This is a genomic window from Paraburkholderia sp. CNPSo 3274 (assembly GCF_024206475.1).
In the GTDB taxonomy this organism is placed as follows: domain Bacteria; phylum Pseudomonadota; class Gammaproteobacteria; order Burkholderiales; family Burkholderiaceae; genus Paraburkholderia.
In genome coordinates this window covers 1-14666 of sequence record NZ_JAMBPR010000126.1, presented here as the reverse complement: position 1 = coordinate 14666, position 14666 = coordinate 1, and the positions used below count along the sequence as shown (strand labels likewise).

General features: G+C 61.0%; 13 protein-coding genes and 1 pseudogene. 9 read left to right on the top strand and 5 right to left on the bottom strand.

What is annotated here, in order from left to right:
* From M3I54_RS41485 to M3I54_RS41470, 4 genes and pseudogenes are all read left to right on the top strand, one after another.
* A pseudogene (locus M3I54_RS41485) lies at positions 1-174 on the top strand (group II intron reverse transcriptase/maturase); the annotation flags it as partial.
* Positions 175-513: 339 nt separating this feature from the next.
* A complete protein-coding gene (locus tag M3I54_RS41480; RefSeq protein ID WP_254345954.1) occupies positions 514-1497 on the top strand; it encodes an NAD-dependent epimerase/dehydratase family protein in 984 nt (327 codons plus the stop codon).
* On the top strand, positions 1494-2516 hold the full coding sequence (locus M3I54_RS41475) for a glycosyltransferase family 4 protein (protein WP_254345951.1): 1023 nt from the start codon (positions 1494-1496) through the stop codon (positions 2514-2516). Before M3I54_RS41480 ends, M3I54_RS41475 begins: the two co-directional genes overlap by 4 nt.
* Positions 2517-2886: 370 nt before the next feature.
* Entirely contained in the window at positions 2887-4770 is a 1884-nt protein-coding gene (locus M3I54_RS41470; RefSeq protein ID WP_254345949.1) for a nucleoside-diphosphate sugar epimerase/dehydratase, read from the top strand.
* A gap of 39 nt (positions 4771-4809) precedes the next feature.
* Here M3I54_RS41470 and cysC read toward each other — a convergent pair whose 3' ends face one another.
* Positions 4810-5418 (bottom strand): adenylyl-sulfate kinase, encoded by a 609-nt coding sequence (gene cysC / locus M3I54_RS41465; protein ID WP_254345947.1) that lies wholly within the window; start codon positions 5416-5418, stop codon positions 4810-4812.
* Between the two features lie 608 nt (positions 5419-6026).
* Between cysC and M3I54_RS41460 the strand changes: the two genes are divergently transcribed.
* The 3 genes from M3I54_RS41460 (at position 6027) to M3I54_RS41450 (ending at position 7860) form a co-directional block, all read left to right on the top strand.
* Entirely contained in the window at positions 6027-7058 is a 1032-nt protein-coding gene (locus tag M3I54_RS41460; RefSeq protein ID WP_254345945.1) for an FkbM family methyltransferase, read from the top strand.
* A 100-nt stretch (positions 7059-7158) separates the two neighbouring features.
* Entirely contained in the window at positions 7159-7302 is a 144-nt protein-coding gene (locus tag M3I54_RS41455; protein WP_254345943.1) for a hypothetical protein, read from the top strand.
* A 57-nt stretch (positions 7303-7359) separates the two neighbouring features.
* The gene (locus M3I54_RS41450; RefSeq protein WP_254345941.1) at positions 7360-7860 is read left to right on the top strand and encodes a hypothetical protein; all 501 of its coding nucleotides are present in this window, start codon (positions 7360-7362) and stop codon (positions 7858-7860) included.
* Between the two features lie 374 nt (positions 7861-8234).
* Here the strand turns inward: M3I54_RS41450 and M3I54_RS41445 are convergent, their stop codons facing one another.
* On the bottom strand, positions 8235-9515 hold the full coding sequence (locus M3I54_RS41445; RefSeq protein WP_254345939.1) for an O-antigen ligase: 1281 nt from the start codon (positions 9513-9515) through the stop codon (positions 8235-8237).
* Positions 9516-10009: 494 nt separating this feature from the next.
* Here M3I54_RS41445 and gmd point away from each other — a divergent pair, with 494 nt between their 5' ends.
* Both gmd and M3I54_RS41435 read left to right on the top strand, forming a co-directional pair.
* The gene (gmd, locus tag M3I54_RS41440) at positions 10010-11044 is read left to right on the top strand and encodes a GDP-mannose 4,6-dehydratase (RefSeq protein ID WP_375542307.1); all 1035 of its coding nucleotides are present in this window, start codon (positions 10010-10012) and stop codon (positions 11042-11044) included.
* Positions 11044-11943, top strand: a complete 900-nt coding sequence (locus M3I54_RS41435; RefSeq protein ID WP_254345937.1) for an NAD-dependent epimerase/dehydratase family protein — start codon at positions 11044-11046, stop codon at positions 11941-11943. Before gmd ends, M3I54_RS41435 begins: the two co-directional genes overlap by 1 nt.
* A gap of 113 nt (positions 11944-12056) precedes the next feature.
* On the opposite strand, the gene galE is transcribed toward M3I54_RS41435, so the two are convergent.
* The 3 genes from galE to M3I54_RS41420 all read right to left on the bottom strand — a co-directional run.
* A complete protein-coding gene (galE, locus tag M3I54_RS41430) occupies positions 12057-13088 on the bottom strand; it encodes a UDP-glucose 4-epimerase GalE (RefSeq protein WP_254345936.1) in 1032 nt (343 codons plus the stop codon).
* Between the two features lie 32 nt (positions 13089-13120).
* Positions 13121-14239 carry a glycosyltransferase family 4 protein gene (locus M3I54_RS41425; RefSeq protein WP_254345956.1) on the bottom strand — a complete coding sequence of 373 codons (1119 nt, stop codon included), beginning with the start codon at positions 14237-14239 and terminating at the stop codon, positions 13121-13123.
* A gap of 191 nt (positions 14240-14430) precedes the next feature.
* Positions 14431-14666 (bottom strand): transposase (locus M3I54_RS41420; RefSeq protein ID WP_254345934.1); only part of this gene is annotated, 236 nt, incomplete at its 5' end.

The following is a 14666-nucleotide window of genomic DNA, read 5'->3' as shown; positions in this document are numbered from 1 at the left end:
TGCGCGTTTCGATACCACGTCGTTGATCTGTGGCGGCGGGCGCTCCGGCGCCGCAGTCAAAAGGATCACATGACGTGGCAGCGAGTCGAGCGGATCGCAGATGCCTGGCTCCCGCAACCTCGAATCCTTCACCCGTGGCCCGACCGGCGATTTGCCGTCAAACACCCGAGGTAGGAGCCCGGTGCCCGAATTGGGCACGCCGGGATCTGTGCGGGGGGTGCTCAGTAATGGGCATCCCTACCGCAATCCGAATTCGGTTGCCTTTGCCGAGTTTCCCCGCATTTTCCGCTTGCGCAATGTTTTTCTCGTATGCCCGTATTGCTTCGCGCGAGCGTGGAGGCGCAATCTGCAGCCGGCGCCTCGTGAGTGTCTTACTCCAGACCATGCCGCGCGATTGGCTTCATCCGGTACACTATTGATTTGCACCAATCGAACACGGACGCCGTACGAGCGTGTCCCTTTATTGGCTATATTCATATTTTTCTCGTCTAGAACTACCTGGGGCCAACACTAATGCATGTCGTGGTAACGGGCGCGAATGGCTTCGTCGGCCGCGCCCTATGCCGTACCCTGATCGAAAGCGGACACCGTGTAACCGGCATCGTCCGCCGTGCGGGCACAGCACCGGCTGGCGTCGTGGAATGGGTCCATGCAGCTCCAGAATTCGCTGATATCGAAACGCATTGGCCGTCGTCGTCTGGCGACATCGAGTGTGTCGTGCACCTTGCTGCTCGCGTGCACGTCATGAATGAACTGGAGAACGACGAGGCGCAGCGCGCATTCAATACGACAAACGTCGAGGGTACGCTACGCGTCGCGCGTGCCGCGCAGCACAATAGCGTGCGGCGTTTCGTCTACGTGAGCAGCATCAAGGCAATCGCGGGCAGCCGCGGCACGCGCGAACCGCTGCGCGAAGACGCGGTCGCGTTACCCGACGACGCCTACGGCCGCTCGAAGCTTGCTGCGGAACGCTCGCTGGCCGAACTGCGGCGCGAGACGGGGCTCGATGTCGTGATCGTACGGCCACCGCTCGTCTACGGCCCGGACGTCGGCGCCAACTTCCGCAAGATGCTCGATACCGTCTGGCGCGGGACACCGTTGCCGTTCGGCGCCGTGGATGCCCAGCGCAGCCTGCTTTTCGTCGACAATCTGGCCGACGCGCTCATGCACTGCGCATCAGACGCGCGCTCAGCAAACGGCTGCTTTCATCTGGCTGACGATGTCGCGCCATCCGTCGCCGAACTGCTGCGTGCCATTGGCAGGCATCTCGGCCGCCCGGCACGGCTCGTGCCGGTGCCTATGTCGCTGCTCAAACTCGCGGGCCGCCTTACGGGAAGAACTGCACAGATCGAGCGCCTCACAGAAAGCCTGGTTCTCGATGCATCCGCGATTCGGCGACAGTTGTCTGGCTGGCACCCGCCGTACACGCTCGATGAGGGACTGCGCGCAACGGCTGACTGGTATCGCGCATGGCGCAAGGAGCAGGGGCGCGCATGAGGGAGGCTTTTGAAGTATTCGGAACATCCGGTTGGACTGTGCTGCTTACGGCCGCGGCATCGGCTCTGGCAAGTTTTCTGATCCTGCGGGGCTTGCTTTCGACTGGTCTCGCCTGGCGTATCGCGACGGATGTACCGAATCATCGCTCGCTTCACGTCAAGCCGATTCCACGCGTTGGCGGTTGGGGGATTGTACCGGTCGGCCTCGCAGCGCTTTTATTGCACGTATCGCAGATGTGGTTGATCGCGGCGGCAGCGGCGGCGCTCGCCTTGGTGTCGCAGATCGACGATCGTCGCGATTTGCCCGCGCGCATCCGGTTTGCCGTCCATTTCGCGGCAGTTGTCGCTCTGGTCGTCATCCGGCCGGCGGACGCACCTTGGTGGCTGCTCGCAGGCATCGGCTTCCTGATGCTCTGGATGATCAACCTGTACAACTTCATGGACGGCGCTGATGGCCTCGCAGGTGGCATGGCGCTGTTTGGTTTCGGGGGGTACGCGGTGGCGGCTTTGGCCACAGGGCACCCGTCGCCGGCCTTGGCGGAGGCTGGTGCCGCCCTCGCCGGGGCAACGCTCGGCTTCCTGTTCCTCAATTTTCACCCGGCGAAATTGTTCCTGGGTGACGCCGGCTCGATCACACTCGGCTTTCTGGCGGGCGCACTCGGCTACTGGGGCTGGCGCGGCGCCGTATGGCCGCTGTGGTTTCCCGCCTTTGTTTTTTCCCCGTTTATTGCGGATGCGTCAATAACATTGCTCATGCGCTTGTATCGTGGGGAAAAATTCTGGCAAGCGCACCGGGAGCACTACTATCAGCGCATGGTGCGCTCGGGTATGGGTCACGGCCGCACCGCAATCTACTGGTATGCCGTGATGTTCGCGGGCGTCATTGTCGCGCTATGGGCGCTGGGGCGGCCGACGTGGCAGCAATGGCTGATGTTTGCAGCGTGGTACGGCGCTCTGGGGGGCTGTGCCGTCGTCATCGACATGCACTGGCGAAGCTTTCAGAATTCTAACGAAAAATAACCGGAGCTGCCTCGCGTTCATTGAGCCATCTTTTTCCGCGTCGAGGATCAGAAGAGCTTCCAGGTTGATTTTGCCCTTTAATTGCTGGCGCATCTGTAACACTGCTGAGACATTTGTTTCTTCGGAGAAATCCCTGCGGCGCACGCAAGCATTAAGATCAACACGCGGTGCGCTCCGATCGTTTGGTATGCCGTCAGGCTTCCGGGCATAATAACTGCTGCGGCGTCGCGGCATGGAGCGGGTCCCTGTGGCAGCAATGGCCAAGTTTAGGTGCGTGGTCTGGAGATTAGCCTCTTGGGAGATCGTCATCGATCTTCACAGGACATGCTCTCCGGAATCCAACGCGAAATAATTTCGAGGTTTGCCGCCAATGTTGCGATCCAAGGCATCTTGGTTGTCGTTCGGTGTTTTTTTCTTCGACATGCTGGCCGCAGTGGCGGCGTGGCTCGTCGCGTACGTCGTCCGCTTCAACGGTGAAATTCCGGCTCCCTTTTTTAAGGGCGCATGCGTTGCGCTCCTATGGGTCCTTCCCGTCTACGGTGCGATGTTTCGCACCTTCGGCTTGTATCGCGGCTTGTGGGTATTCGCGAGCCTGCCCGACCTGATGCGCATCGCGAAGGCGATCGTGGTCGGTGCGCTCGTTGTGATGATCGGCGCGGTCATGTTCCAGCCGAAGCCGATCATTCCGCGCTCGGTGCTCGTGCTCACTCCTATGCTGCTGTTCCTCTCGATGGGCGGCGCGCGAGCGATCTACCGAGCCAGCAAAGAGTTCTATCTGTACGGCGGCCTTGTCGGTCGCGGTAAGCCTGTGCTTATCCTCGGCGCAGGGGGGGCCGGCGCGAGCCTCGCGCGTGAATTGTCGCGCTCGGGTGAATGGCGTCTTGTCGGTCTGCTCGACGACGACGTCGCGAAGCGGGGCCGCGAGATCTATGGCTACAAGGTCCTCGGCACGATCGATGAGATTGCGCGCTGGACGGAAACGCTCAAAGTCGAGCATGTGATCATCGCGATCCCGTCCGCGCCTGTGGAGACGCAGCGACGCCTCGCCACGCTCTGCGTGCGCCTTGGCGTCAAGGCGATGGTCTTGCCTTCGCTCACAGCACTGATGCCTAGCCAGGGTTTCCTTTCCCAGATTCGCCAGATCGATCTGGAAGACCTTCTCGGCCGTGATGCGGTCAACATCGACACCGCACACGTCGAGGCGCTGCTGCGAGACCGCGTGGTGATGGTTACGGGTGCGGGTGGCTCGATTGGCTCGGAACTCTGCCGCCAGATCCTGAAGTTCCAGCCCGCGCAACTCATTGCGTTCGACTTGTCCGAGTATGCGATCTACCGGCTCACCGAGGAGATCCGTGAGCGCTTTCCCGAGCAGGCGATGATCTCGTTCATTGGTGATGCGAAGGACTCGCTGCTGCTCGACCACGTCATGTCGCGTTACGCCCCGCATATCGTCTTCCATGCGGCTGCCTACAAGCACGTGCCGCTGATGGAGGAGCTCAATGCGTGGCAGGCTCTGCGCAACAATGTGCTTGGCACATACCGCGTCGCGACCGCGGCGATTCGCAACAACGTACGCCATTTCGTGCTGATCTCGACTGACAAGGCCGTGAATCCGACCAACGTCATGGGCGCGAGCAAGCGTCTTGCCGAGATGGCATGCCAGGCACTGCAGCAGACGAGCGAACGCACGCAGTTCGAGACCGTTCGCTTCGGAAACGTACTGGGTAGCGCGGGAAGTGTCATCCCAAAGTTTCAGCAGCAGATCGCGAGGGGCGGTCCCGTTACCGTCACGCATCCAGAGATAACCCGCTTTTTCATGACGATTCCCGAGGCGGCGCAGCTTGTGCTTCAGGCGTCGAGCATGGGGCAGGGCGGCGAGATTTTCATTCTCGACATGGGCAAGCCCGTCAAGATCGTCGATCTGGCACGTGACCTGATCCGTCTCTATGGCTTTGCTGAAGATCAGATCCGTATCGAGTTCAGTGGCCTGCGTCCCGGCGAGAAACTCTACGAGGAACTGCTGGCCGATGACGAGATGACTGCGCGTACGGCCCACCCGAAACTGCGCATCGCGCGGGCGCGCGAGGTCCCGGTCAATCTGCTGGACGAATTGCTGCCGTGGCTGATGCAGCACCGCGTTCCGGGCGACGACGAAGTGCGCCGAGACCTCCGCCGCTGGGTGCCCGAGTACCAACCGTCGAGCCTGTCCAAGCTGCAAAGCGTGGGTGGGACGTCGGTCAGAGCCGCTGGCTGATTCCGGGAGCGAAGGCAAGTGCGCTTCACCGATTGATGATTATTTCCCACTAACGACCGCACGGAGATTCGCCATCTTGAGCGATCGCTCTCCGACATGGCCAATGGCGAAACGGCGGTTACGCACCAGATAGTCGACAACATGATCGACACAATGTTCGACCGTATTGTCTTGCGTATGCAGTGTGAGATCCGGATGAACCGGCGGGTGATAAGGTGACGCGATACCGGTGAACTGTGCGATCTCACCGCGGCGAGCTCGTTGATACAGCCCTTTGGGGTCGCGCTTTTCGCAAACTTCGAGCGGAGTGTCGACAAACACTTCGACAAACGCAGATTCGCCGACAATGCGCCGTGCATTTTCCCGGTGCTCGGGCTCGGGCGAAATGGTCGCCGTGACGGCTACGAACCCCTCATTGCAAAAGAGCGCCGCTACATGAGCGACGCGCCTGAGATTTTCCGTGCGCTCGGCGGCGCTAAAACCTAGATCTGAATTGAGGCCCGTACGCAGCACGTCGCCGTCGAGCATTGTTGCTCGAAGTGCAAAGGCTTGCAGCCGGCTGACCAACGCGCGCGCGACGGTGGACTTGCCCGCTCCGGACATGCCGGTGAGCCAGATTACAACCCCAGCCGACGTTGCTATATTCACTTCTTACCGCCTCGATCGATGTGAACTTGATTGCTATTCTAACTTTTCGAAGCGACTCTTGTAACGTGTATGTAATAAACGGCAACAAAATCGCAGACTTGTAACTTTAGGTAATGGGTGGCTCGGGAGGGGCGCCGCACTGGGGCGCCCCTCCGTTTGTTCGCAATGACTATAAAAGGCGCCCCTAAATACTGGCAGTATGGTACCCCGGCTTGGGCACGGCCGATGATTCGATCATGGATATGTCGGAACGATTCTGATTCGCGCGGACATTGCGAACGACTTCTGCATACCGTATAGACCGATAGAGTTATTCGCCGACGATAGCGTCGGAGCATCACCTTTTATTTTTACGAACAACATCGGAGGCGTGTGGGTTGAGGGCGGCGCAATTTTATCGATCTCACTCCGCGGAAACGGTGTGTCTACATCGGGTCACTATTACGTGTTGCCGCCGCGAGGCAAGAGCATCGTCGTGACGTACTCTGCCGCGCCGAGCATGGCGTAGACGGGGTGTTGACCCGGAATCCTGCTGATGTCACGATGCTTCCCACCTTACCTAGCGGTAAGTATGCGTAATAGATGAAAACATTTTGAGGGATCTATTCGTGACACTGCAAGACATAGCCATCGGGGCCAAGCGTTATTCGATCAATGCTGACAAGGACTACGGGAAGCATCTGGGCGTGCGGTTCGAGCCAAACACGACTGCACTTCTGCAGTGCCTCAGTAGCGACGACTCCAGGATCCTCGACATCGGCGCCAACATTGGCATCACTGGAATCCTTTTCGGCCAGCTCGCGGCCCGCGGTAAGGTCGCGGCAATCGAGCCGGTGCCAGCGGCCTACAGGCTTCTCGAAAGCAATCTGGCAAGCGCCGGGTATCAAAATGTCAGCACGTTCAACTTCGCTCTTGGCAATGCTGAGGGGGAGGTGGTCATGCAGGGCAATCCGAACAATCTGTCCGGCGCCTTCGTCGTCAGCGCACACAGCATTGACGATGGGTTTCACTTCCGCCAGGCTGTAAAACTGCACAAGCTCGACGGTGTTTTCGATACCCTGGGTTTCGATCGTTTGGACCTGATAAAGATCGACGTTGAAGGGTACGAGCTCGATGTTCTGGAGGGTGCTGCGCGGACGCTGGCCAGATACCGGCCGATCGTCACACTCGAGATGAACTACGTCGCGCTCAACTTGTGGCGCAACATGTCACTCCCCGCATTCCGAGCGCGCCTGCTGGAGATCTTCCCGTACGTCTACGCCGTGAACGAAGGCAGCTACGTGGATTTCCGGGACGAGAAACACTCGCACGACGTGCAGTTCCGGCATCTGACGAGCTGGCAATTTATGGACCTCGTAGCTGGGTTCGACAAAGCTGCCTTGACGAGCCGTCTTGACCGTCTTGCAGACATCCGCCAGACGAACGAACTCGACTACGCGACCGCACATCCTCCCGTAATTGTGCCGCCGGCGCCTGAAATGGCGCCCAAGGAAGCTCTGGACGATGCCAGAAATCGGGTTGCCCAACTCGAAATAGAGCTGGCTTCGACGCGGGAACGAATCTCCAGCATGGAGCACTCGCACAGCTGGACGGTGACCGCACCCCTGCGCGGTGTCAGGAAAATACTTAACAGGCATTAGGTCGATTGAATATCCAGACAAAGCCGCCTTCGGGCGGTTTTTGTTTTGTGGGTGCAGGAAACTGCTCTACAAATTGCGCAACCCTGATCAGGAGATCATCGTGCGCCAAGCCCTTCTGGCCCGCCTCATTGGCCTTCTCTTCTCGGCCATCGTGCCCGGTCAGATTCCGAATACTCAAGATCAAGGCGCGCTGCGCGATCAGGTCAGCCTCGTAAACGCGATCGTCGACATCAATCCGCTGTAGTCAGCGATCTACAACACCGACGCCGCGACTGCCTCGAAGACGCTATTCGGCACGGAAATGAGTGGCGCCGCGCAGGTCTTTCTGGTTTTCACCGGCACGTTTGGCACAGATGGCGCACTCACACTTTCCACGGTCGTGGCGCTGATCGCGGCACCCCCCGCCGCCGCCCAGTCGAACCCGATTGGCATCATCTGGCAACTGCGTGTGATCAACGTGGGCACGACGCAGACCCTGACGATGACGACAAATACCGGCTGGACGCTGAGCGGCACTGCAACGCTCGCGACGGCCACCTTCCGCGATTTCGTGGTGACCATCACCAGCGCAACGACCGCCAGCATTCAGAACGTTGGACCGGGCAGCCGATTCGGACGCGAATTCAAATTATCATCGGACGCCGACTCTCGACACGACTTGATGAGCTTCCAAAACGCTCGGGCAAAAACTCCGCTTTCCCGGGAGCAAGATTCTGCTCGATCATGGGCCACCGGAGGAATGAACGCACTCCGCGAATGCTGCAGTGGAGTCGCGAGCGGCTCGCGCTGGTTTTCGCCATGACAAACGGCTTGGGCCCGATCGAACCGATGCTTGAAATTGCGCACGACGAGACCGCTCCAACAAATGGCTTCCAGATTCTTGTCGCCGTAGATCGGAGCGTCAGACAACGCCGGATCGACGATTGGTCTACGTTGTTGCTGCAGGCAACTAATGCCCACAGGCCGAAAATCGGCGCTCTGTAGGCCCGGCGCCGCCGTTTCCAGAGAGATTCCGCCCCGAACGGCGCCTGCATGCATGCCCAAGGCTGAGGGCGATTTTCACCGAGGGTAAGATCGATGAAATCTCAGTCGAAAATATCACCGATGGAGTCGTGGACTTTTGCAAAGCGCGAAATTGCCCAAAATCGAACGGATACGAAAATCAGACGGTCCGCCCTACAAACGGTCGGATTTAACATCCGAGCGTTCCGTGATCGCCGCGAGGACGGCCAACATGGTCGCGTAGAACGACACCGTGCTCTTCAGATCGAAAGTCTCGACGGTCAGCCCGAAGACGAAAAACATCAGGACGAAGGACAGTCCCATGAGCGCGGTGCGCCGCGTCGTCCTCGATTCGGACTTGAGTTTCGCCGCGAAAAATATCGCGGGCACGATGTAGATCGCCAGTAGCGCGAGACCGCCCACAATGCCGTAGTTGGCCATGTAGGCGAGCAGCTGGTTATGCACTTCGCCTTCGCCGAATGCCGCTGCTTTGGGGGTGAGCGCCCCTTGCTTGGCCATCGAGGTCATCTTGTCGCGGAACCCGTCGCCACCTAGGCCCAGCACCGGATGTTCGGCGATCAGCGTCGAGGCTGCCTCATAGAGCTGCAGGCGAATGCCGACCGACGTGTCGCGGTGGCCCTGCGCGTACTGCGTCAGGTCGGATGACACGTCGCCGACGCGCTGGCGTACTGTCCCCGAGAGCCCGTACACGAGGCCGAGGAGCAGCGCGACAGTCACCGGCATCAGCACCTTCCAGCGGAGAGGCTTGCCGCGGCCGAGTTCCCACACGATCAGCACGGCAACGAGCGGGATCGCCGCCCAGCCACCGCGCGAGCCGGACAGCAGCGAAGCGGCAAGACCGGCAAACAGGCCAGCGAACTTGAGCGCACGCAGGAACGTCGAATCCTTGCGCCACCAGTTCAGCGCAATCGCCGACAGCACGCCAAGCGCGACCGCGAGATCGCCGAAGTGGATCGGATTCAGGAACGCGCTGCCGATGCGTCCGTCGCCCCAATCGCGCGGCATGATGACGGCAATCACGAGCGAGGAGAGCGCCCCCAGCGTAAAGGAGAGATCCGCCCAGGCGAAGATCCGCAGCGGCGCGCGCCGCAGCGCGAGAAAGATCGGGACTGCAAGCAGGAACCGCGAGGGCGAATCCCAGGTGCGGAGCAACGGATGGTCGTGCGAGAGCGTGCTGAGCGCCACGGCGGCAACAGGGGCGCACAGCGCGATGCACAACGCCAGCCCGAGACGCTTGGGACGCGCGTAGCCATACGGCGCGCCAGCCGGCCGCCAGCACAGCGCCGCCAGTGCAATGACACCCGCGCCGATCGATACGGCGCTCGAGGCGCCCTGTACGAGCATCGCGATAGAGGGAAAGCCAAGCAGGAAAGCTGCGGTCAGCCAGTCGCCGGGCTCGGTGCGTCGGGAATCAATCGTAACTGCTGTCTGCATCGCTACACTGCTCTTCTCGGTAAGGGCGGGACTGACTACGTCTCCCGCATTGCATCCCCAATTCGCCCCCTCTCGGTTACGAAGTATGACGGGAAACCCACCATTGTACGCACACATTCCTCCCACTCGCGTCTTCGCCGAAAAATGCGCTCAGTAGGCCGGTTGCCGTGATCAAAAATAAGGGCGCGAATGCCCGTCGAGCTTGACATAGACATGCTTGCGTTACAGCATCGCCCGTCCGGGCAGCAAGCTCAGAACAACGGTTATCTCGCGCGCGCGCGGCAGGCTCAAGCGCTCCAATTGCGAATGCACGCCGTGCGAGCAAGGTGAGCAATCAGAATTTCGCGAGGCACTTCGATTCGGCTGTGGGCCAAAAAGGGCGCCGATGACGAATCTGCGCGCCGCAATTTGAATCTCGGATTAATCGATGTTTCAAAACCGCTCGCGAAGAACCTGCGCATGGCATCATTCGCATACTTGAGGGAAAGAACATCGTGAAATCAGCAATCATTACTGGCATTACCGGCCAGGACGGCGCCTATCTGGCGGAGCAGCTTCTAGACAAAGGCTATATCGTCTACGGCACGTACCGCCGGACGAGTTCCGTCAACTTTTGGCGTATGGAAGAGCTTGGCGTCGCGCATCATCAAAATCTGCGCCTCGTCGAGCACGATCTGCTGGATGCGGGTAGCTGTATTCGCTTGATGGAGCGTGCTCAGCCCGACGAGGTCTATAACCTCGCCGCGCAAAGCTTCGTTGGCGTGTCGTTCGAGCAGCCGGCGCTCACCGCGCAGGTGACCGGGGTCGGCGCGCTGAATCTGCTCGAGGCGCTTCGCATCATCAATCCGAAGGCGCGTTTCTATCAAGCCAGCACGTCGGAGATGTTCGGCAAGGTGCAGGCTATTCCTCAGACGGAATCGACGCCGTTCTACCCGCGCAGCCCATACGGTGTCGCCAAGCTCTACGCACACTGGATCACGGTGAACTACCGTGAAAGCTACGACATGTTTGCGTCGAGCGGCATTCTCTTCAATCACGAATCGCCGCTGCGCGGCCGCGAGTTCGTGACGCGCAAGATCACCGATTCGCTCGCGAAAATTAGCCTGGGCCAACTCGACGTGCTCGAACTCGGCAACCTCGACGCACAGCGCGACTGGGGCTACGCGAAGGAATACGTGGATGGCATGTGGCGCATGTTGCAGGCTAATCAAGCTGATACGTATGTGCTCGCAACCAACCGCACGGTAACCGTGCGCGATTTCGTCAACGCAGCGGCGAAGTGTCTTGGCGTCGACATCGAATGGCAAGGCACTGCGGAAAACGAAATCGGACGTGATTGCAAGAGCGGCAAGACGATCGTGCGCGTGAACCCGGCGTTCTACCGTCCGGCCGAAGTCGATCTGCTCATCGGCGATGCACAAAAGGCGCACGACGAGCTTGGCTGGGCGCCGAAAACTACACTTGAAACACTGTGCCAGATGATGGTCGAAGCGGATGTCGCGCGTAACAAGAAGGGGACGTCGTTCTGATGGCTTCAGTGCTGATTACAGGAGCCGAGGGCTTCACGGGGCGTTATGTTGCTCAGGCCCTGCGCGCGCGCGGCCATCAGGTTTCGAGTCTCGTGCGACGCTGTGATGAGCCCAAACCTGACGTGTACGCGTGCGATCTTCAGGATCGCGCTGGGCTTGCAGAGGTGGTGGCGCGTGCGCGACCCGACTGGGTCGTGCATCTGGCCGCCATCTCGTTCGTCGGGCACGGCAACCCGGGCGAGATATACGCGACCAACGTCGTAGGTTCGCGCAATCTGCTCGAGGCGCTCGCCGCTGGTGAAAAGAAACCTTCGGCGGTGCTGCTTGCAAGCAGCGCGAACATTTATGGCGCGGGCCCGCTAGGCCTGCCGATCCCGGAAACGGCGCCGTATCATCCTGCGAACGACTACGCTGTGAGCAAGGTCGCGCTCGAATACATGGCGCAACTCTGGACGGACCGGTTGCCGATCATCACGGTACGCCCGTTCAATTGCATCGGCGTGGGCCAATCGCTGAGCTTTCTCGTTGCGAAGATGGCGGATCACTTCCGTCGGCGTGCGCCGGTCATCGAGTTGGGCAATCGGGACGTGGCTCGCGACTTCTCCGATGTGCGCTGGGTGGCCGACGTGTATTGCAGGTTGCTTGAAAAGGCGCCAGTCGGCGAAGTGTTCAACGTGTGTTCGGGCCATGCGGTCACGCTCACGCACGTGCTGCAGACAATGTCCACGATCACCGGTCACGATATCGAAGCGCGGACCAATCCCAACTTTGTGCGTGAGCACGAGGTGAAATCGCAGTGCGGCGATAACCGCAAGCTGTTGAGCGCAATCGGCCAGCTCGATGCGCCGACACTCTACGACACCTTGCACTGGATGTTGTCCGATAGCAGCGCCGCCTGACGGGGCGGGCAGGGTGCATTCTGCCCGCTGCCGATGCGTCGCGCCGAGGTACTGCGCTCGTGTCATTCATTGCAGCCGCGCCTGCCCGAAAAGCAGTGCGGCTGCATCCAGCCTTACTCAAACCCCCGCGGATTCTTCTCCTGCCAGCGCCAGTGATCCACGCACATGCGCTCGATCCCGAACTCCGCTTTCCAGCCGATCACGTTTTCCGCCGCGACCGGATTCGCATAGCATTCGGCGATGTCACCGGGCCGGCGCGCGACGATCTCATACGGCACGGGCTTCCCTGAGGCCTGTTCGAACGCCTTCACGACTTCCAGCACGCTGTAGCCGCGCCCAGTGCCGAGATTCACGACCAGGCCTTCGCCACGCGAGGCAAGCGCATCGAGCGCCTTGAGGTGGCCTTTCGCGAGATCGACCACGTGAATATAGTCGCGCACGCCCGTGCCGTCCGGGGTCGGATAGTCGCCGCCGAACACGCGCAGCTTTTCGAGTTTGCCCACCGCCACTTGCGCGACGTAAGGCATGAGGTTATTCGGAATGCCCGCCGGATCCTCGCCAATCAGCCCGCTTTCATGCGCGCCCACCGGATTGAAATAGCGCAGCGCGGCAATGCGCCACGCCGGGTCCGAGATCGTGACGTCGCGCAGGATCTGCTCGGCGATGAGCTTCGACTGGCCGTAGGGATTCGTCGCCGAGAGCGGAAACGATTCGTCGATCGGCGAGCGTTCGGGCATGCCGTACACCGTGGCCGACGAGCTGAACACGAACTGCTTCACGCCGTGTTGGCGCATGACGTCGAGCACCACGAGCAGGCCGTCGACGTTGTTGCGGTAGTACTCGATGGGCTTCGCCACCGATTCGCCCACGGCCTTGAGCGCCGCGAAATGGATCACACCGGTGATGCGGTGCGCTTCGAAAACGCGCGAGAGGGCGGCGGCGTCACGCACGTCGGCTTCGTAGAATGCTACGGGCTTGCCGGTGATCTGCTCAACGCGCTTGAGCGATTCGCTGCTGCTGTTCACGAGACTGTCGATGGCGACCACGTCATAGCCGCCATTGAGCAGCTCGACGCAGGTATGCGAGCCAATGTAACCCGCGCCGCCAGTGACGAGGATAGTGCCCTTTGAGTTCGTCGCAGTCATGCCGTGTTCGTTCCCGTGAATTCCAGACTCGATCAAAAAGTCGACCCGGTGATTTCCCGGATCAGTTCCCGGTAGCGTTGTACCACAACGCGCTCATCGAATTCTTTCTCGATTTTTTTCCGGCCGCGCCCGGCCATGGCGGTGCGCGCCGGCCCGTCGAGGTCCAGCATACGCGCGAGGCTGGCGGCTAGCGAGGCGGCGTCGCGCGCTTCGCACAGCAGACCGTTGACGCCGTCGGCGACCACTTCGCGGCAGCCGGGTACGTTGGTGGCGACGATCGGGCGGCCCATCGCGCTCGCTTCCATCAGCGTCCGCGGCACGCCTTCGCGGTACGAGGGCAGCACGACGCAGTCCGCATCGGCGATAAAGGGGCGCACATCGGCCGTTTCGCCCAGATATTCGATCACGCCTTCGCGTTCCCAGGCCGCGACTTCTTCGCGCGAGATCGCGCTCGGGTTGTCCACGCCCACTGGGCCGAGCAGCTGGAATCGCGCGTGCGGATAGCGCGCGCGCAGCATGCGCGCGGCCTCGACGTACTCGCCCACGCCTTTGTCCCAGAGCAGCCGGCCAATCAGTACAAACGCAAACTCCGCGCGCTCCGGCAGCGGCGTGAAGGGAAAATCGTCGAGATCGACGCCTTCGCCGTGCAGCAGCCTCGCGCGTTCGGGGTGCGCGAGGAGATTGCCATCCTTGAAGGCGGCTTCGTCGTCGCGATTGAGGAACCACACTTCGCGCGGGAAGCGGAACGCGAAGCGATACAAACGCTTGGCGACCTGCGCGGCGCGGCTCGTCTGGATGAATACGTAACCGAGGCCCGTCGTGACCGCCACCGATGGCGTGCGCGCGAGCCAGGCGGCAATCGATCCGTAGATATTCGGCTTGATCGTGTAGTGGAACACGACGCCCGGCATGAGCGCGCGATAGTGGCGATAGAGCGCGACGAGGGTGCGCAGGTCGTCGAGCGGATTCGTGCCCTTCGATGCGACCGGCAGTTCGACGCAGCGGCAGCCCATGGCGGCGAGCGGCTCGAAGGTGCGGTCGCGCGGCGCGATCACGGTGACTTCCGCGCCCGCCTGCGTGAGCGCACGCAACAGGCCGCGCCGATAGGTATAGATCGCCCAGGCCGTGTTGCAGACGAGGGCGACGTGCAGCGGAAGCCGATGCGCGGCGGACTGGGGCGCGGTGGTGGCGGCGGTTCGGGCGGGCGAGGAGTTCACGAAAGCGGGAGCGTCGTTGACACGGAATGGCGGCGGCCGGGGCGCACATTTTAGCCGACGGGCGCCGGGAGCCGTCCGACCGAAGCGGTACGCGAAGGGCACGCACTACACGCTAGTCCACTGCGTCATTGAATTGGCACCGGTCGAACCCGGCGCGATGGATCGTCATACTTCCACTTGATCGGCTTCGGGCTTTTGTTGTGCTCGCTGATATAGCGCATCAGTTTGCGATCCAGATCCTTCACCGAAGTGAAGATGCCGCGAGCGATCACATCGCGCTGGATGCGCGAGAACCAGTTCTCCACCTGGTTCAGCCACGACGAGTAGGTCGGCGTGAAGTGCAGGCGCACGTTGCGATGCG

Excerpts from the sequence above, each read along its gene's own strand:
- M3I54_RS41450 (WP_254345941.1), top strand. The coding sequence starts at position 7,360 with ATGAGTGGCGCCGCGCAGGTCTTTCTGGTTTTCACCGGCACGTTTGGC.
- M3I54_RS41475 (WP_254345951.1), top strand. The coding sequence starts at position 1,494 with ATGAGGGAGGCTTTTGAAGTATTCGGAACATCCGGTTGGACTGTGCTG.
- M3I54_RS41435 (WP_254345937.1), top strand. The coding sequence starts at position 11,044 with ATGGCTTCAGTGCTGATTACAGGAGCCGAGGGCTTCACGGGGCGTTAT.
- M3I54_RS41480 (WP_254345954.1), top strand. The coding sequence starts at position 514 with ATGCATGTCGTGGTAACGGGCGCGAATGGCTTCGTCGGCCGCGCCCTA.
- galE (WP_254345936.1), bottom strand. The coding sequence starts at position 13,088 with ATGACTGCGACGAACTCAAAGGGCACTATCCTCGTCACTGGCGGCGCG.
- M3I54_RS41445 (WP_254345939.1), bottom strand. The coding sequence starts at position 9,515 with ATGCAGACAGCAGTTACGATTGATTCCCGACGCACCGAGCCCGGCGAC.
- M3I54_RS41470 (WP_254345949.1), top strand. The coding sequence starts at position 2,887 with ATGTTGCGATCCAAGGCATCTTGGTTGTCGTTCGGTGTTTTTTTCTTC.